General features: G+C 39.3%; 15 protein-coding genes. 5 read left to right on the top strand and 10 right to left on the bottom strand.

Annotated features, from left to right (window positions below):
• Positions 1–71: 71 nt before the first annotated feature.
• Genes QUE09_RS12920 through galE form a run of 4 tightly spaced genes read left to right on the top strand, consistent with a single transcriptional unit; the run spans position 72 to position 4,418 of the window.
• Positions 72–1,799, top strand: a complete 1,728-nt coding sequence (locus QUE09_RS12920; protein WP_286233180.1) for an SLC13 family permease — start codon at positions 72–74, stop codon at positions 1,797–1,799.
• A gap of 17 nt (positions 1,800–1,816) precedes the next feature.
• Positions 1,817–2,425 (top strand): adenylyl-sulfate kinase, encoded by a 609-nt coding sequence (gene cysC / locus QUE09_RS12915; RefSeq protein ID WP_286233179.1) that lies wholly within the window; start codon positions 1,817–1,819, stop codon positions 2,423–2,425.
• Positions 2,425–3,384, top strand: coding sequence for a DHH family phosphoesterase (locus tag QUE09_RS12910; protein ID WP_286233178.1), 960 nt, complete (start codon positions 2,425–2,427; stop codon positions 3,382–3,384). The genes cysC and QUE09_RS12910 overlap by 1 nt, the downstream gene beginning before the upstream one ends.
• Positions 3,385–3,404: 20 nt before the next feature.
• Entirely contained in the window at positions 3,405–4,418 is a 1,014-nt protein-coding gene (galE, locus tag QUE09_RS12905) for a UDP-glucose 4-epimerase GalE (RefSeq protein WP_286233177.1), read from the top strand.
• A 48-nt stretch (positions 4,419–4,466) separates the two neighbouring features.
• On the opposite strand, the gene QUE09_RS12900 is transcribed toward galE, so the two are convergent.
• The gene (locus QUE09_RS12900; protein WP_286233176.1) at positions 4,467–5,687 is read right to left on the bottom strand and encodes an EAL and HDOD domain-containing protein; all 1,221 of its coding nucleotides are present in this window, start codon (positions 5,685–5,687) and stop codon (positions 4,467–4,469) included.
• Between the two features lie 239 nt (positions 5,688–5,926).
• Here QUE09_RS12900 and putP point away from each other — a divergent pair, with 239 nt between their 5' ends.
• On the top strand, positions 5,927–7,414 hold the full coding sequence (putP, locus tag QUE09_RS12895; protein WP_286233175.1) for a sodium/proline symporter PutP: 1,488 nt from the start codon (positions 5,927–5,929) through the stop codon (positions 7,412–7,414).
• A gap of 368 nt (positions 7,415–7,782) precedes the next feature.
• Here the strand turns inward: putP and QUE09_RS12890 are convergent, their stop codons facing one another.
• The 9 genes from QUE09_RS12890 to QUE09_RS12850 form a co-directional block, all read right to left on the bottom strand.
• Positions 7,783–10,659, bottom strand: a complete 2,877-nt coding sequence (locus QUE09_RS12890; RefSeq protein WP_286233174.1) for a TonB-dependent receptor plug domain-containing protein — start codon at positions 10,657–10,659, stop codon at positions 7,783–7,785.
• 486 nt (positions 10,660–11,145) lie between these two features.
• Positions 11,146–11,859 (bottom strand): DUF3379 family protein, encoded by a 714-nt coding sequence (locus QUE09_RS12885; RefSeq protein ID WP_286233173.1) that lies wholly within the window; start codon positions 11,857–11,859, stop codon positions 11,146–11,148.
• Positions 11,852–12,367 (bottom strand): sigma-70 family RNA polymerase sigma factor, encoded by a 516-nt coding sequence (locus QUE09_RS12880; RefSeq protein WP_286233172.1) that lies wholly within the window; start codon positions 12,365–12,367, stop codon positions 11,852–11,854. Before QUE09_RS12880 ends, QUE09_RS12885 begins: the two co-directional genes overlap by 8 nt.
• A gap of 300 nt (positions 12,368–12,667) precedes the next feature.
• Entirely contained in the window at positions 12,668–14,314 is a 1,647-nt protein-coding gene (locus QUE09_RS12875) for a BatD family protein (RefSeq protein ID WP_286233171.1), read from the bottom strand.
• Entirely contained in the window at positions 14,308–16,098 is a 1,791-nt protein-coding gene (locus QUE09_RS12870) for a vWA domain-containing protein (protein WP_286233170.1), read from the bottom strand. The genes QUE09_RS12875 and QUE09_RS12870 overlap by 7 nt, the downstream gene beginning before the upstream one ends.
• Positions 16,091–17,116 (bottom strand): vWA domain-containing protein, encoded by a 1,026-nt coding sequence (locus QUE09_RS12865; RefSeq protein WP_286233169.1) that lies wholly within the window; start codon positions 17,114–17,116, stop codon positions 16,091–16,093. Before QUE09_RS12865 ends, QUE09_RS12870 begins: the two co-directional genes overlap by 8 nt.
• The gene (locus tag QUE09_RS12860; RefSeq protein ID WP_286233168.1) at positions 17,109–17,600 is read right to left on the bottom strand and encodes a DUF4381 domain-containing protein; all 492 of its coding nucleotides are present in this window, start codon (positions 17,598–17,600) and stop codon (positions 17,109–17,111) included. Before QUE09_RS12860 ends, QUE09_RS12865 begins: the two co-directional genes overlap by 8 nt.
• Positions 17,588–18,595: a DUF58 domain-containing protein gene (locus tag QUE09_RS12855; protein ID WP_286233167.1), complete on the bottom strand. Its 1,008-nt coding sequence runs from the start codon at positions 18,593–18,595 to the stop codon at positions 17,588–17,590. The genes QUE09_RS12860 and QUE09_RS12855 overlap by 13 nt, the downstream gene beginning before the upstream one ends.
• Positions 18,596–18,605: 10 nt before the next feature.
• On the bottom strand, positions 18,606–19,562 hold the full coding sequence (locus tag QUE09_RS12850; RefSeq protein WP_286233166.1) for an AAA family ATPase: 957 nt from the start codon (positions 19,560–19,562) through the stop codon (positions 18,606–18,608).
• Positions 19,563–19,737 lie beyond the last annotated feature (175 nt).

Below are 19,737 nucleotides of genomic sequence, written 5' to 3'. Positions count from 1 at the left end.
TTAACTTGCATATATGTTGAGCAGCTGATACATCTATCCATATTCTTTGCTGCTAAAGGACATGATAATTAATGGTAGCAACTCAATGGGCACTCATTGCCATTTTCTGTTTAACGTTTGCAGGGCTCGTTAAATATCAGCGTGTACCGGAGCGAGTCTTTGCATTAGCAATGATTACTTGTTTAGGTCTTTCATATGTAGATACTCACGATGTATTGGCAAATGCGGTTAATCCAGGCCTTGTCACCCTAATTTTGTTAGTGCTTGCGTCATTTTCTTTTGAACGCACCAGTATTTTGCGACGATTGTCAGCTGTAATGATCAATGGCAAACCGTTTTTATCGACGATTAAAACCTTAGTTTATACGGCAATAGCATCTGCTTTTATGAATAATACTGCGGTAGTGGCAGCATTGATTTCGACGATAAAGAGTAATCGTGTTATTAATCCTGGTAAATTATTACTGCCGTTATCTTTTGCTGCAATATTAGGTGGCACACTGACATTAGTAGGTACGTCAACTAATTTGATTGTCAATACCATGCTTATTGAGCAAGGCAGTGAAGGACTCGGTTTTTTTGATTTTACGCCAATTGGTGTTGTCGCACTTATCATCTGTCTCGTTTTGATTTTAATTAGACAAAACTCACTACCAGATATGGCAGTAGAGAACTTAAAAAGCCCTGATTACCTACTCGAAGCAAGAGTAGAAAGTGATTCTAAAATGATTGGGCAAACGGTCGAAGAAAATGGTTTGCGAAGTCTAGATGCATTGTTTCTCGTCGAAGTTATTCGCAATGGCCGTTTGATATCACCCGTTGCGCCAGATGAAGTGATACTGCGAGGAGATAAGTTAATTTTTACTGGTGATGTGTCAAAAGTAAAAGTGTTACAACAGTTTGATGGTTTGAGTTTATTTGCAGAGCAAGATGGCTTACTTAGAGATAATCTAACAGAGGTACTTATTAAGCCAGATTCCGCCGTTGTTGGGAAAACGCTAAAAAGAGCAGGTTTTCGTGCGCGTTTTGATGCTGCTGTTGTTGCCGTTCGCCGTGAAGGGGCTGCATTATCGGGTAAATTAGGCTCGCTTATTATCCAACCGGGCGATTTTTTGGTGCTTGCCGTAGGTAATGACTTTAGTACTCGCACAAACTTAAGTAAAAACTTTTACATATTATCAGGACATCAACCTGATAATATGCTGTCAGGGTGGCGTGATTCACTAACGGTATTTGGCTTTATTACCGCCGTTATGGCATCAGTATTCACGGAGCTATCGTTACTGAAAGCCTTGATGTTTTATATTGCAATTTTAGTGTTTACTGACTGTCTAACCGTCAATGAAATCAAACGTCGCTTTCCACTGGAAATATGGATGATCGTACTCGGCGCGTTAACTTTAGCGAAAGCGTTAGAATCAAGTGGCGTTGCGCTATTATTGGCGGAATATATTGAACATTTACTTGAAGGTCAAAGCGCGTATATCACCCTTATTGTCATATTTATTGTAACTTTATTAATTACCGAAATCGTCACCAATAGTGCCGCGGCGGCGTTAATATTCCCAATTGCCTATAACATAGCGTTGGGCTTAGGAGTTAGTCCATTACCCTTTGTGCTAGCGGTTGCTTTTGCTGCTAGTGGTAGTTTTATAAGCCCATTTGGATATCAAACTAACGTTATGGTTTACAATGCAGGGCACTATAAACTGTTAGATGTGGTGAAGTTTGGCGTTCCAATTTCATTGGTTTATAGCTCGGTAGTATTAATATTATTACCTATTTTCTTTCCTTTTTAATTTGAGATGACACCAATATGAAAACCGAAAATACAGTTTGGCATCAACAGCATATTAATAAAGTGCAGCGGGCGAATTTAAAAAAACAGCGTCCATGTTTATTATGGTATACCGGATTGAGTGGTTCAGGGAAATCTACGGTTGCCAATGCAGTTGATGCCTTACTTTTTGAGCGACAGTGTCATACCTATCTACTTGATGGCGATAATGTAAGACATGGGCTAAATGGAGATTTATCTTTTAGCGATAGCGATCGCATTGAAAATATCCGTAGAATTAGTGAAGTTGGCAAGCTATTTGTTGACGCAGGGTTAATTGTATCGACAGCCTTTATTTCGCCCTTTGCGTCAGATAGAGCAATGGCGAGAGAAAAATTAGCTTCTGGTGAATTCTTAGAAGTATATATTGATACTCCTATTAGTATATGTGAGCAGCGTGATCCAAAAGGGCTATATAAAAAGGCTCGTGCAGGTGAAATTAAAGATTTTACCGGCATTGATTCTGACTATGATGTACCCAAAGCGCCGGAGCTTCATATAAAAACAGCAACGTTAACGATAACTGAGTGCGCACAGCAAATTGTACAATATTTAGAAGATAATCATTACATTTCAGCAGGTGTATAATGCATTACGATGTTTTTAATGGTGATGCCGATGGTATCATCTCTTTGGTTCAACTACGTTTAGCACATCCACGTCAAAGTGTCTTAATTACAGGGGTTAAACGTGATATTAGTTTACTAGAACGCGTTGATGCAAAGCAGGCCAGTTCTGTTACCGTACTTGATATTTCAATGGAAAAAAACATTACTGGACTGTCCTTGCTATTAGCTAATAATGTCGCTGTTTTTTATGCTGATCACCATCGTTCTGGCCCAATCCCTGATTCAAGTTGTTTATCTGCACATATAGATACTAACGCTAACACCTGTACAGCCTTAATTATTAATAACTTTCTTGATAATTTATACCCGTTATGGGCGATTACAGCGGCTTATGGTGATAATATGCTAGCTGCTGCAGAGTTACTGGCAGATGAGCAAGGATTGTCAGACGATGAGCGCAGTCAATTAAAAAACTTTGGCACTTATATAAATTACAATGGCTATGGCAGCGTAGTTGATGATTTGCATATCGCGCCTGATGCACTATTTCGTGAACTTGTTCAATATGACAATCCTTTCGATATTATTTCTCAGCCTAATAGTATCTTTAGTCGCTTAGAAAAAGCTTATAATGAAGATATGGCAAATGCAGAAAAAGCGTATGTGATTGTTGATAATGAGGTGTGTAAAATGTTCGAATTGCCCGATGAAGCTTGGGCGAGACGTGTAAGCGGCGTTTTCGGCAACGCGCTTGCTAACCTTTCACCTAAAAAAGCACATGCAGTATTTACTCGAAACCTTGATGACACGTATACTGTTAGTCTGCGTGCACCGCTTGAGAATAAGCAAGGTGCAGGCGATATTTGTGCTAAGTTTGCAACGGGTGGTGGTCGAGCTGCTGCTGCGGGTGTTAACCAACTTTCGAAAGACAGTGTTGATGAATTTATCACTGCTGTAATGGACTATTATCGCGAGTAGGCGTTTAAAGAGAGTATAACATGAAGCTATTAATTACAGGTGGCGCGGGCTACATAGGCAGTCATACTGTTGTAGAGTTATTGGCATTAGGACATGAGGTTGTCATTGTTGATAACTTATCAAATTCGTCAGAACTTGTTTTATCACGTATAGAGAATATTACCGGGAAAATGCCAGCATTTGTTAAAGCTGACATTTGTGATCGTGCTGCATTAAACGATGTTTTTGCTCAATATAAACCAGACGCCGTTGTTCATTTTGCAGGCCTTAAAGCGGTGGGCGAATCAAATGAGATCCCATTGAGCTATTATCATAATAATGTCTCTGGTTCGGTAACATTATTTGAGGTGATGGCAGCACATAATGTTAAACGGTTAGTTTTTAGTTCATCAGCAACCGTATATGGCGAAAGTAATGTTTCACCGTTAGATGAAACAATGCCTATATCTGCAACAAACCCATATGGCCGTACAAAACTGATGATTGAGGAAATTCTGTTTGATTTAGCGAAGAGTGATGCTAACTGGTCAATTATTAACTTACGATATTTCAACCCTATTGGCTCGCATGCTTCAGGCTTGATTGGTGAAGACCCTAAGGGGATCCCTAATAATTTACTACCTTATGTTGCACAAGTTGCAATAGGGCGATTAGAAACGTTACAAGTGTTTGGTGATGATTATGATACTGCCGATGGCACGGGTGTACGTGATTATATTCACGTTGTTGATCTTGCATTAGGGCATGTAAAAGCGCTAGAGGCATTAGATACTATTAATGGTTGTCAGCCTGTGAATTTAGGCACAGGCAATGGTACGTCGGTGTTAGAAATTGTCGATGCATTTCGAAAAGTGAGTGGCAAGGAAATACCCTATAATATTGTGCCAAGGCGAGCAGGTGATATCGCCACGGTTTATGCAAATGCAACGCTTGCAAAAACACTGTTAGGTTGGCAAGCAGAAAGAGATTTGCCCGTTATGTTAGAAGATACCTGGCGTTGGCAAACGGCAAACCCTGAAGGATATGTAAACTAATTTAAAAAGCCGCTTATGCGGCTTTTTTTCATCATGTTATTTAATATATTACGCTGATAATTGACATTGTTCATCCGCCCACGCGATCGCTTCATTGTAATGTTGTAGGACTTGTTCTTTTTGTAGACCTAATTTTTCCATTACAATATTCACTTTATCCCAATCAGCATGCTCAATTTGCTCAACGAGTATTACGAGTGCTGCTAGAACGCCTTTTTTGGTAATAAGCGCATCTTTTATATCTTGAGCGAGAGGTAGTTTGTCCATAATACTTGGCAAGTCTTCATCAAGTATGGCGTCAATTAGAGACAGTAGCCCCGTTAAGAAGGCGATTGATGTATCAATTGGGGCATTAATATCTTTCGATACAACTTCACAAAACTTAGCCCGTGTCATTGCTGCATTTATTAGTTCACTCGGTTTATCTGGATTAACATTTGCCGCAAATAATAACCCAAGAAAGCGTTTTAATTCGCCAGAGCCCAAAGTAACAAGTGCTTGTTTTATTGTCGATATTTCGCTGCGTCTTTTGAAAATTGCTGAGTTTGCGTAACGCAAAAGTTTATAAGATAAAGTCACGTCTCGTTCAAATACTGACGTGATAGCACTTAAGTCTAGATCCGGTTTAGACGTTTCATATAACAGCTCTGCCATCGCCATTTGAGAAGGGGACAATGACTTTGTTTTGACCATTTCAGGCTTAGCAAAGAAAAAACCTTGAAACAGGTCAAAACCCAATTCCATTGCTTGGTTGTATTCTTCTGGCGTTTCTACTTTTTCCGCAAGCAATTGAATGTGATCATGATCTGCAATCGCGGTTTTGATGGTTTGTATTTGCTCTACTGAGGTAGTTTGCCAATCGATTTTAATAATTTTGATGTAAGGATAAAAATGTGCCCAAACGTTTTGATGTTCATAATCGTCTAAGGCGAGCGTATAGCCTTTTTCAAACAGTGATTGACAAATCGACAGTAACTTTTTACCAGGCTTAATAGTTTCTAAAACTTCTACTACCACTTCGTCAGTGGTTAACATTTCAGGAAAGCCTTTTGCTAGCGTTTCTAAGGTAAAGTTGATAAAGGCAGGCTTTTTACCTGTAAACTCGCTTATCCCCATGTTGAACTGACTAGCGCCTATCATTTTACTTGTCGCTTCGTCTCCATCTATATCAGGGAAAACATTATCAATGTTATCTCTAAACAATAGCTCATAAGCATAAAGTTCTTTTTCTCTTGTTAAGATAGGCTGGCGTGCCGCGTAAAAATACATAAAGTTTCCTGCAAACTTATTTGTTACGAATATAGGAGAATTAACGCTAGATTTCACCCTTTATTTTTTGTGTTATCAAATCGATATGTTTACACCTAGAATACACTAATTTTGGCTAATAGGTGGTAATAGCATTCAATATACGGATAATAACATTTTCCATCATTAAATTTGTATCGTTAATGTATCTGCCGATTTCAGATTACGGTAGTGATTGACTTAAAAAATTGGAGGTAAATTTGGCTTTAGGAACCTTAGTATCATTAGCCGCGTATTTCGCAGTGATGTTAGGCATAGGGTTATATGCTTATAGAAAATCTACGAGTGACGTCTCAGGTTATATGCTTGGTGGGCGTAATTTAAGCCCAGCTGTAACGGCATTGTCTGCGGGTGCTTCAGATATGAGTGGTTGGATGTTAATGGGCTTGCCTGGCGCAATGTATGTCAGTGGCTTTAGTAGTATATGGATTGGATTTGGCCTCATTATTGGCGCGTTTTTAAACTACATTATTGTTGCGCCTAGATTAAGAACTTTTACAGAGTCAGCTAATGACTCTATAACTTTACCTGATTTTTTTGAAAATAGGTTTGCAGATAATAAGCATATTTTACGGATTGTCTCGTCAGTTGTTATTATCGTATTTTTCACACTTTACACTTCTTCAGGGGTTGTTGCTGGAGGAAAGCTTTTTGAAAGCTCCTTTGGCTTATCTTATGAAATGGGCCTCTATATTACCGCGGGGGTTGTCGTACTATATACGTTATTTGGTGGCTTTTTAGCGGTTAGTATGACTGACTTTGTGCAAGGCTGTATTATGTTTGTTGCGTTGATTTTAGTACCTATTACAGCGCTTTCACAAATCGGTGGTGTTGAAGAGCTGACAAATTCAGTATCAGCGATAAACCCAGAGATTATGGACTTATTTGGTGGCATCAGCGCTGTTGGTATTGTTTCAGCGATGGCATGGGGGCTTGGCTATTTTGGTCAGCCACATATTATCGTCCGTTTTATGGCTATTCGTTCCGTTAAAGACATTCCAGCTGCTCGACGTATAGGCATGAGTTGGATGATTGTTTCATTAATTGGTGCAATGTCTACCGGCTTAGTTGGTCTTGCTTACGTTGCGAAAACGAATACACAACTTGCTGATGCGGAAACAATATTTATTCATTTATCACAAGTGTTGTTTCATCCTCTGATCACTGGCTTTTTACTTGCTGCTATTTTGGCGGCAATCATGAGTACTATTTCTTCTCAACTATTGGTAACGTCAAGTTCATTGACGGGGGATTTTTATCAAACTTTTCTTAATAAGGATGCATCTGAAAAGCAATTGGTTAGAGTAGGGAGATTGTCAGTATTGCTTGTTGCTATGTTTGCTATCGTTTTAGCGTATGATCGAAATAGTACGATTTTAAGTTTAGTGAGTAATGCTTGGGCAGGTTTTGGTGCAGCGTTTGGACCTGTGGTTATTTTGAGTCTTTATTGGAAGCAGATGAATAAACAAGGTGCGCTTGCTGGCATGATAGTTGGTGCCGCTACAGTCCTGTTTTGGATCTATGCACCAGTAACGATAAATGGCCAAGCATTGAGTGATGTAATGTATGAAATTGTGCCGGGTTTCATTATCGCAACCATTACTATCGTTGTTGTGAGTAAACTAACAGGGTCTGTACCTAAAGAAGTCGCTCATGCATTCGATACTATGGTTGATGAACATAATTAGAGTCGCTGTTAAATAACGATTAAAAAGCACCGCTACGCGGTGCTTTTTTTTGCCTCAAAGACATATAATACATTTATCATTTGTAAAATAGTGCAATAGACGAACACACTACTTTAAAATGTCCTCAATGTCCTCAATGTCCTCAATGTCCTCAATGTCCTCAATGTCCTCAATGTCCTCAATGTCCTCAATGTCCTCAATGTCCTCAATGTCCTCAATGTGTTAAGGATTGAAAAACTTGAGCGTGAAGCTTGAACTGAGTGCAAAATACTTTTTCATTGAAAGTGGAGATAACATCTGTCTTTAGAAAAGGCGAAAAAAAACCCGGTATTAACCGGGTTTTTTACAAGGTATTTCAAGTTTACTTATTAGAACTTGTAGTTAACACCTAATGTTAAACGTTGACCGAATAGGTCATAGTAAGCACCTTGGTCATAAGAGAAAGGTGTTGCAGGTGGTTCACGGTCAAATAAGTTTAAGATACCAGCGCGAACTTCAAAGTCATCAGTTACGAAGTAACGTGATGTAAGATCCCAAGTTAAGTAAGATGGAATGTTATTGTAGTCGTTTTGCTCAGCATCCCACTCGTTGCTACCAACTGTAGCGTGACGGTAGTTTGCACTTAACGTCATTGATAAGTCACCATTTGTGTAGTTACCAATGAAACGTGCTTTCCAACGTGGACGAGCTTGCTCGCCTTGAGAGAAGTCAGCATCTTCAGCAAAACCAGTATCATTAAAGTTACGCTCATCTAAGTAAGTCGCAATTAAACGAGGGCTGAATGTACCAAAGTCAGTATCGATAGTGTACGCGATTTCAATATCTGCACCGCTAATGTCGCTAGATGCTGAGTTGATAGGTTTTTGGTCGAAATTATCAATTTCAAGTGTACCTGGCGTACGTTGTAATAAGCCACAATATAAGTTGTCTAAAGACTCTGACTCATAACATTTGTTTACGATTGTTGACGCTGATGGATAGTTGATTTCATCTTCTAAATCAAACTTCCAGTAATCAACGGTAATACCTAAGCCTTCAGCCCAAGCTGGGTTGTAAACAAAACCGATAGTAACATCGTCTGCTTTTTCGTTAAATAGGTCAATGTTACCTAAGATAAAACCAGAGTGGTTTGTACGGCGCCAGTCTTCACTCGCTTCCCAACCAACTGGAATGCCAGCAGCACGACAGTTACTTTCGATGTTAGCTTTTTTCTCAACAGGTGCGTTATCAATTGCACCTTGACCACATGGATCAGAGAAGCTAGCGAATGTTTGACCTTTAGGAGCGAAAAGCTCTGATACGTTTGGCGCACGTACTGAACGTGAAACGTTTGCACGGAATCGTAATTCATCGTTAAGTACATAGTTTAAACCTACTTTCCAAGCAGAATCAGTACCAGTAGATGAATAATCCATGTAACGGTAAGCTAGTTCTAAGTAAATTTCTTTAGCAAATGATGTTTCAGCAATTAACGGTACAGAGACCTCAGCTGCAACTTCAGTTACGTCGAACTCACCTGTTAAAGCGTCACTTTGGTTACCGAAAATTAGACCTTGTTGCATTGCTGCATCTGGTGTTGTTTTCGCTTTTTCTTCACGGTATTCAGCTGTAAATGCACTCGCTACAGGACCTGCAGGAAGCTCAAATAAGTCACCTGAAACAGTAATACCTAGAGACATTTGGTCAACACTTGCTTGACGCTGTGCTTTAGTTGCTACATAAGCAATAGCTTCATCTGATGCTAAGCCTTCACCCCAAAGGTTCAATGGAGAACAACCAGATAGTGCACCGATTACGTCACCATCGTCATTTCTGTCAGCACAAACGATTTCGCCATTCCACTCAACAGCATCAAGCGCGTTGTCGAAGTGCTCAGTGATCATCTCACCATGCCATGTTGTATCTTGAGATACTTGACCTTTCTGAATGTATGCATCATACGCCCAGTTGTCGTTGATTAAACCTTCGAAGCTTAACGCTGCACGTACAGTTGTGCGATCTTGGTCATACTTACGGTTACCTAAACCATCAGTTGTAAGGTAAGTATAGAATGCACCTACGCCACGCTCAGCAAAGAAATCTTTATTTGCTTGGCTAAAGAAAGCGTTATCGCCACGTAATACTTTAGCATGGAACGCTGGTGAAGATTCACCGTAAGCCGAAGTATCAGAGTAAACCATTTCAAAGTTCATGCTATGGTCATCATTGATTTCATAGCTGTAGTTCAATGCTACGTTTAAACGCTCAAGTGGAGTACGTAAGTAATCATGTTTAGCGAAATGATAACCGTCACCATCACCTACGAAGTAATTTTGGTTACGGTTGCCAGGTGTAGCACTTGCAGGTAATGTACCATTTTGTTCGAAAGGACGAATTGAACCGTCATTTGCGAAAATGTAATGGCCGTCAGGCATGAAGAAATCACCTGTAGGTGAGTAGTAACCTAAACGATATTGGCCATAGCCATATTCGTAAATTGAACGCTCTGGAATACCATCTTCGTTGTTTACGTTGTCTACATTAGTAAAAGTTACTGGACCGTTTACCATGAAGTCACGTTGAAGAGCTGCTAACTGATCTTGTTTAGCGTAAGAGATGTTTGCAATGAAGCTGCTTTTCTCACCTTCGTCACCGAACGTAAGTGACATGTATTCTTCATCACCACCGTCTTCGAATGGACGCGTAGTTGAAGCATCGATTGCGATACCATCAAATGATTTTTTAGTAATGATGTTTACAACACCTGCAACAGCATCTGAACCGTAAACCGCAGAAGCACCACCTGTGGTGATCTCCATACGCTCAACCATTGCTGTTGGGATATTGTTTAAATCGACAGCTGATGAGCCAGGAGCACCAGCAACAAAACGTCTACCGTTTACAAGTACTAGTGTTTTTGCAGTACCTAGACCACGTAAATCCGTGTTGTTTAGGCCACTTGCGAAAATTGTGTTGTTTGTTGTTTCTGGAGAAAGGCCAACTGATGAGTTAGGCATTTCATTAAGTAAATCAGCTACGTTAGTGATACCAGCGTTGATTAACATGTCGCCACTAATTACTGTAACTGGAGTAGGAGCTAGTTCACCGATACGTTTGATCTTTGAACCTGTAACCTGGATGCGCTCTACTTTTTCTTCTTCTGCATTTTGCTCTTCAGCAGCTACTGCAGCGTTAAATGGTAGTGCAGAAGCAGCACCGAAAGCCAAAGCAATTTTAATTGCTTTGCTAACTCTAGAATTATTCATATTCATTCCCTATTTGTAAGTAATTATGCATCTCAAATTTATTATTGGCTGTTGCAAATTAAATAACTCGTAACGCTTATTAAGAGATGATCGCTATATTATTGGCAAATATTTAAAAATATTTCAATATGTTTCTTAATTAACTGCATATTAACATTAACAGACATAGTTACTGTGTTTTATTTTTAACTTATTGAATTTATGCTGAAAATTATAATTTTAGAACAGTTTAGAAAGATAATTGTATGTTAAGTTGTACATAGTTATTTACGTATTAAATGTGTGGTTAATTTAAGTTGTTGAATTTAAATGTTAAATTTTAAAACTAACCTGTTGATACTAATTTTAATCTTTGTGTAATTTGTACATTATTAACGCAGGAATGTTAATTTTTATGTAAAAATGTTGTTACAAGTGAGTGTAAAGATAGGTAGAAAATAAAGGTAAGTATCGATCAGTTACTTACCTTTTTAAGCGAGATAGGTTTTACGTTGACCATCGAACACTATTTTGCAATTTTATCTGCCATTGATTTAATGGTTCAGTTTTGTCACCAACGACAATAACATGGCTCTGCTGTGTACTATTTACAATACCGTTGTAGTCTTTGTTATTGAATGTATTACGGTAAGAGAGATGTTCACTCTGAGGCACTACAAAAATATTTACTGGGCTGCTTTTACCTCGAAACACCAAATGCAGACTTTTCATGCCATCGAAGCGACAAAACTCTGCCATCATTAAATCACCTAATGATTGTGAAAAGCTGCCATTAAAAGATGCCATTTTTTTATTCAGTGCTGCTAAAGATACACGCGCTTCGTCATTATTTGAAAAATACTTTGCCTCATGATTTGCATGTGCAATAGCATAGTCACCGACGGAGCTATAGGCGTGTGAAAACTGCAATTGATTTACGGTTAAACCTATCGCTATGGTTATAGAGGCGGCTAGAGCTATTCTTAATCGTTTTTTACGTTTAAGTTGTTGATGACTGGCAAGAGATTGTCTCAATATTAACTTTTGACATAGATCGTCAGGCACAGGAACACTTAATGCACTCGTTATTTTTTTGTCAAGAGCTTCTACTTCTTGCGCAAATTTTAGTTTTGCAGGATCCGACTTTTTAGCTGCAACTACCTCAGGCGTTGCTGATTTTGGATCTGCATATACTTCACGTCTAAATTGCAAATCATCCATTTTGAAAACCTCGTATTGTCGGGTTGTCTTCTAATGCTTCTTTTAACTGATTTCTTGCTCGAAATAGTCGAGTCATCACAGTATTTTTATTGAGTGATAACATGGTTGCTATCTCTTCGCCGCTGAATCCGCCAATAACTTGTAGTACAAGCGGTTCACGATATTCTTCCGGCATATTGGCTATTTTCTCTCTTAACCAGTGATTTTCTATTTCCTGCTCTGCGTTTGTTGACTTTACGTCTTGTATGTTGGATTCTTCATATTCACTCATTTCAAATCGTTTACGTTCGAAACGCCTTGCGTTTTCTCTACGTAATATTGTGATTAACCAAGACTTAGCAGCTTTTTCATCTTTTAAGGAATCTAATGCTCGCCAAGCGCGTAAGAAGGTTTCTTGCACTAAGTCTTCAGACACCTGTGGATCATGCGTAAGCCAATAGGCATAACGATATAGATCACCGTGGAGTGCTTTTACTAGTGCTTCATATCTAACTTGTTTTGTAGCCATATGTATATAGACCTGAGCATGCAATGTTAAATTTCTAACCAGGCGCGAAAATTTCTAAAAAGTATCAAACTGTTGGTGTAATTATACCAACTCGAATAAATATTTAATCGAATTGGTATTACTGGTTGCTCACCCGTTATAAACGTTAAAGGTCAGCTTTAATCAGCAACTGAATCAAAGTTGTTAGAGCTTAGTATATGTCATTGCAGGCAATTTAGTCGATTAGAACGCAGTAACATTGCAAGGTAACGGGGAACAAATAAGCAAGTAGGAAGAACACATGTTCTTCCTACATCGGGATTATGGGTTTAGGGTTAATGTTGATGATGTTTTTTGTACGCTTTTTTCTTTACTAACCGCTTGAATGGCTGCTGCTAACTTATCACCTTGCCAAGGTGTTGGTGATTGACTGTATTTTGCTTGTTGTAAATCAGCTACGGCTCGTTGTAAATCTTGGTTTTTCGTTAGCGCAAGCATCTGATTGATGGTTGAAATATCAACAGAATATACACTATTAAACCAAGGAATAAGGTGTTGGAAAACCTGTTCACTGTCACCTTGCTTACATGCCGCTAATAACGCTAAATGGTGATTATTCACAGACATGTTTTTTGAGTGAGTTCTAGGTTGTTTTTTTGCTAAATAACTTAATAACCATGCAAAAGAGGTTAATAACCATAATGCCAAAAATAGCCATTGAAGCCATGATGATTTTTCAACATAGACAGTTTTCTCCGTTACAGGTGTTTCTGAGGGAGGTGATGTTTCGCTAGTTGGTAAGGCAAATTCACTTTGTTCTTTATTTGGTGCAATAGTTATTGATTGTGCAGGAATTGTTGCTTGCTGATACTGATTGGTTACAGTATTCCACCAAGGGATAGTAATCGCAGGCAGTTCATAAGTACCTGCTTTATTTGCAACAATGGCAAAGTTACGTACCTTTTGACTCACTAAACGGTTGTTATTCATCCCTGTATGAAGCTCAGCTTGATCGGGATAAACTTTTAAGCCTGTTGGTAGTGTCATTTCTAGGGCTGGCAATTGTTCTTCGGATAAACCGGCCGCGGTAAGTGTTATTACCCGTGTAATCGGTTCGCCTACTTTAAACTCGTCTTCTTTGGGTTGCCATTCTTGATGAATCGATAATAATTCACTTGGTAACCATGTTCCTTGATAACTTGCTGGAATTGCTTTAACAGAAATTGGGATTTCTTCACCGATGACACTTACAGGTTTTGTTTCGGCAAAACTCAAAAAGCTATTTCTACGCGAAGAGGGGACCATTATCTCACCGGAAAATACCGGCGATTTTAATACGAAATCGCCACTCTGTTGTGGACTGATGGCGTATGTTCTTTCAATTACACGATAGCGTTTACCGTTTATGATGGTTTCATTTTCTTTATCTTTACCAACTTGGGTGATATTGGCACCTTCAAGTTCTGGTTCAGTAAGGCTTCCACGTTTTAATTCCGCAGCAAAATGCAGTTTAATGGTTAACGTGATCTGTTGTTGAACATAAACATCTTTTGCTGAAATATCTGTCGTGATAAATAATGATTTTTGGCTATCTGCATTGTTGTCTGTGGCTTTTATTACCGTTACGTTTATTGGATCCGTTTTTATTCCATCAACAGTTAATGCTGGTATTACATAGTTACCAGGTTTTTTCGCAATAAGAACCGTAGTCCATCGTGTGGTTCTTGTCGTTTTAAAGTTGACCATACTCGTTTGGGAGCTCACTGATGTGCGCCCAACGATAAAGTCTTGCATTAATGATGAGGTATCTAATGCATTCGTGTCGATGTCGTCGTCAGCAACTACAGTTAATACAAATGATTCATTAGCAATCACGGGGTTCTTATCGATAGTGGCAGTAACAGTTGTTAATGCATATACGTTAAGCGTGATCATTAGGGTTACGATGGCGGTTAAAACTCTTACCACTTTTTCTGTGCTCCTACGCTTGTTCTACTTTGGCGACGCTTTTGATATTCCAGCTGCATTTTGTTTCGTAATAATAAATAAGGGTCATCAGTAACTTTGTTTAATAGTTGCTGATGTTTTTGTTCCATTTCTTTATCTTGTTGTTCTTTTGCTGCCTTTGCTTCTAACGCTTCTTGTTCTTCAGGAGGCAACTGCTCTGGTTCTTTTTGTTGCTCTTGTTTTTGTTCTTGTTCACGCTGTTCATTTTGCTCTTGTTGCTCTTCTGACGATTGCTTTTCTTGCTGTTCATCTTTCTGTTGCGTGTTTTGATCTTGCTTTTTTTCTTGATCTCGTTGATCGCTATTTTGTTGCTGATCTTGTTTGTCTTGATTTTCCTGATCTTGCTGATCTTGCTTATCACTTTGGTTTTGCTGTTGTTGTTCTTGTTGTTGCTTTAGTTTTTCTAATATCGCTTTGTTTTCTTTTGCATCTTGCAGATCAGGGTTTAATGCCAATGCTTTTTCATAGGCATTTATAGCCTCATCAATTTTTTGCAGTTTTGCTAAGGCATTTCCTTGATTAAACAATGCGTCAGCACTGTTTACCTCAGAAAATGCATCTAGAGCCGCTTGAAAGTTACCTGCTTGGTAATGGGCACTGCCTTTCCACATTGGATTTTCAAAGGTGTCTGCCGCTTTTTCATATTCTTGCGCTTTGAATAACGCTTGTCCTTGCTGATCTTTAGTCTTCCATAAGTCTTGCCACATATCAGCATAAACAGGTTGGTTAGGCGTAAGAAAAAGCAAAATTGGTACTAACGTTAATAAATTACCACGTCTGAAATATATCAATACCAGCGGTAAAATGAATAACACAACGTAAGGACCAAACTCTTGCCATTGATCACCCGTTTGCGCATTCTCTTTTTCGTTTTCTGTTTTGTTATTCGAAGGCGGTTGTATGAGCCGTTCAATATCTTTACTGCTATTGACCATTCTTGTATAGGTGCCTTTACCTTGATCACCAACGGTTGATAATAAACTGTCTGATAATTTAGGCACGACGATGGCGCCGCTATCATCTTTCAATAACTGCCCATTCGGTAATTTAATTGGAGCACCTGCTGTTGTACCTACTCCCATTATATTTAAGCGATATGGGTTTTCTCTACTCCATTCTGTTAAATCTTGTACGTCTTCAGGGTCAATACCATCAGTAAACCAATAGACATCGCCTTCAACATGCCCTGCATTTTTCAACATTTGAGTTGCCAGCGTCAGTGCAGCATATGGGTTACTACCTAATTCTGGCATTAAGTCAGGGCTTAATGAGGGGAGTAACAGCTCAATATTATTAATGTCTTCGGTCAAAGGGCTAATAATAAACGCATCACCGGCATAAGCAATTAACCCTATTTCACCTTCATTTAATGTCTTAAGGAGATCAATAGCTTTGTAGCGTGCGCGTGTTAATCTATTTGGTGATACATCGGTTGCGAACATTGAATATGACATGTCCATAATGAGCACAGAGCCGCGTGCCAATTGATAGACTGGTTGAGGTAACTTTTTCCAAGTTGGGCCTGCAAGCGCGATAATGGTTAATAACCCGATTAAAAAGGGGGTTACTATTGAAAAAGAGTGGCCGGGTTGTCGACTGTCAATTAACACATTAGCTAAATGCTTTGGGATCAATTTCTGCCAACCCGATTGATTAACTCTGTGCTTTTTTAACAGGTAGAGTGCAAAAAACAGAGCGATAATGGCAAGTAACCATAAAGGACGAATAAAGTGAAAATCAGCCATTACTATCACCTAACTTCTGAGTCTTGTTTGTACTAAATGGGCGATACATAGAAGCATTTATCCAAAGAATATAAATAAACGTTAATAAAGCTGCTAGCGCAAGTGGGTAATAAAATAGCGCGGTAAGGGGGCGCATTTGTTGTTGTTCCTGCTCTACAGGTTCAAGCTTATCTAAAATCTGATAAATCTCTTCCATATCTTGACTACTACGAGCGCGAAAATATTTACCACCGGTACTTTCGGCTAGCGTTGTGAGCGTTTTTTCATCTAATTCACTGGAAGGGTTAACGCGACGTTTTCCAAACAACGAGCGTTGGATCATCACATCTGCGCCTATACCAACAGAGTATATCGTTACCTCTTCGGCTATGGCTAACTCTAGGGCTTGCTCAGGTAATATTTTGCCTGCCGTATTTTGTCCATCCGTTAATAATAGTAATACGCGATTTGACTGTTCTTTTTCGGCAAATCGCTTGACGGCTAAAGCAATTGCATCGCCAATGGCCGTTTGTTTACCTACAAGTCCTAGCACTGTTTCATCGAGCATTTGCTTTACGGTTTCTCTATCGAATGTCATAGGTGTTTGCATATAAGCGTCATCACCAAATAATATTAAACCAATACGATCGCCAACCCGTCTATCGATAAAATTACCTAAAAGTACCTTTAACATGTCTAACCGATTTACTGTGCGGCCATTCAGATTCATATCTTCAACTTGCATACTGCCCGACAAGTCAACGGCGACCATAAGTTCTCGTCCCTCTGTTGGGATGTTAACGGGTTCACCCAACCATTGTGGTTGACTTGCAGAAACGACCAGTAAAAGCCATATAAGCACCAATAAAGAAATAGGCGTCTTCTGACGATCACCAAGTTGTGTTTTTGGGCCGCTTGACGAAACAAGTATCGGCATTTTTAAAGGCGCTGCTTCGGTGTTTTTCTTTGGCGGAAGCAAATACATGAATATTGGCAAGGGTAGTGCAAGTAAAACCCAAGGCAAGGCTAAATCAATCATTGTGTACTAGCTCCAATGTTGATGCGCTTTTTTGTTTAGGGGGAAGTGCGTAACTGATCCACATTTGCGCTTGTGCTTTTAGTGCCACTAACGCTTCTTGATTTTCATCATTGCGATAATGTGCCATGACAAGGTTTGGTAATTCCTGAGAAAATTGTGCACGTTTCTTTTCTGGTACCTGTGCCAATAAAAAGTCAGTAAACTCTTTACCATGAAGCTTAGCAATTTGACTACGGTTAAAATAGCGTATGGATACCCACTTTAATAACGTAACAATTTGTTCTGCACTTATTTCGGGGTTTTTTAGCCTTTGCAATGCAGTTTTTTTATCCGCGAGTAACTTACGTTTTTTATAAGACTTTACGATGACAATCAGTAAAACTGTGATTAAGGTAAAGCACAATAACCACCAACCGTAGGCAATTGGCCACTGATGGACTTGTTCGGGTAGATGTATATCTTTTAATTGTGCTAACGGATCCATGGTGCCACTCCGTTTTTAATTTGTTGTTCTAATGTTTCACCTGCGCAAAAGTGTAATAGGCGAGCACCGGCTTTGCTTAACAAGGCTTCTTTTTCAGTAATTCGTGTTTGGGCGTGTTCCGCGTATTGTAAAGCTGTTTTATTGTCGCCTAACGTTAACTGCTGTTTATCGATACCATCGGTAATACTGACATTCAATTTGGATTTTACTGCTGGTAATTGATGTTCTAATGGATCTGATATTAAGCAAACGACCAGCTCACAGTGTCGGTTGATATTCGCGAGGTGTCTGATTGCGTCGTCAGATATATGGTGCCCATCAGTGATAAAATATACAAGACTCCCAGGCCGAGCGACTTTACGCAAACGCAAACAGTTCTGTGCGAATGAACTTATTTTATCTTCTAACTTGTTAGTTTCATTGTTTAAAAATGATGATGATTCAGCATGGCACGTTGATAAGGCGTGTAAATAATGTAACACACCTTGTTGACGACTACGTGGTTTTAACTCAGTGTGCTTGTGCTCATTAAAGACTATTCCACCAAAACGATCGCCACGTTGTTTGGTATGCCAAGCTAATAACGCCGCCAAATGTGAGGCTTGTACAGATTTAAAGAGTAACTTACTGCCAAATAACATGCTTGTACTTAAATCAGTCGCAACAATAACGGGTCGCTCAATTTCTTCGCGAAAAAGTTTTGTATGAGTTTCACCTGTGCGAGCCGTTACACGCCAATCGATGGTTCGAATATCGTCACCAGTTTGGTAGTGGCGAACTTCGTCAAATTCCATACCTCGACCTTTTGTCCGCGCTAGATAATTACCTGCAAGTTGTCCATGCAAGTTTCTAGTCGCCGTCAGGTTGATAAGGGACGCTTTGTTTTGATATTGGATTAACTCTTCAATCGAAACAGAAACACCATCAGTGAGCAGGCTTGATAGCTTTTCACTGGGGTCTGGTTCCGAAGGTTGATGTTTTGATTTTAACCACATGTAACAACGTTTACCCTACGGCAACCTGAGACAAAATATGATCAATAAGTGCATTTGTTGTTATGCCTTCTGCTTCTGCTTGATAGGTCAGGAGTAAGCGATGGCGTAGCACATTATGCACAACGGCTTGTACATCTTCTGGGCCAACAAAGTCGCGTCCATGTAACCAAGCTCGTGCTCTTGCGCAGCGATCAAGAGCAATTGTCGCTCTAGGGCTTGCACCAAATGCCAACCATTGTTTGAGTTTATCGTCATATTTTTCAGGTTGGCGCGTCGCCATTATTAAGTCAACAATATAGGTTTCAATTGCTGGTGCCATATGTATTTTAAGGACTTGTTCTCTTGCCGCGAAAATGTCGCTTTGAGATATTTGACTGATTTTGGTTGCCGTTTTATTAAGTGCTTCACCACGATTTATTTTTAATATTTCAAGTTCACTTGCAGCATCAGGGTAGTCAATTTCTAAATGCATAAGAAAGCGGTCAAGCTGCGCTTCTGGCAACGGATAAGTACCTTCCTGCTCAATAGGGTTTTGTGTTGCCATAACAAGGAACAAGTCAGGTAATTTATAGGTATTCTTACCCACAGTAATTTGGCCTTCAGCCATCGCTTCTAATAAAGCCGATTGTACTTTAGCTGGTGCTCGGTTAATTTCATCTGCGAGTACTAAGTTTCTAAACAATGGGCCTGATTGAAAAACAAAGCTCCCGTCTTCTGGACGATAGATGTCGGTGCCGGTTAAATCCGCAGGTAGTAAATCGGGTGTAAATTGCACGCGATGAAAGTCTGCTTCAACACCTTGTGCGAGAGCGTTTACGGCACGTGTTTTTGCTAAACCAGGAGGGCCTTCAACGATCAAATGACCATTTGCCAATAATGCGATTAGTAGATTTTCAACTAATGCTTCCTGTCCAACAATTTGGGCTGATAAATGTTCTTTAAGTGATGAAAAATACTCAATAGCCATGATAATTGTTCTTTTTTGTTAATTAATTTTTACTGAAGATTTCAGACTCTTGCTTCTATATATGGTTTCCTAATACGAAAACAAGTGCTACTTATAAATTGTAACTATTTTTTATGTGCTACATTACAGCACAATCACTAGAATTTCATATACTTGTGGGGTAAATAGTGGTCTT

Origin of the sequence: Thalassotalea sediminis (assembly GCF_030295915.1) — a bacterium.
GTDB lineage: Bacteria > Pseudomonadota > Gammaproteobacteria > Enterobacterales > Alteromonadaceae > Thalassotalea_C > Thalassotalea_C sediminis.
This window is presented reverse-complemented; position numbering and strand designations above follow the sequence as displayed.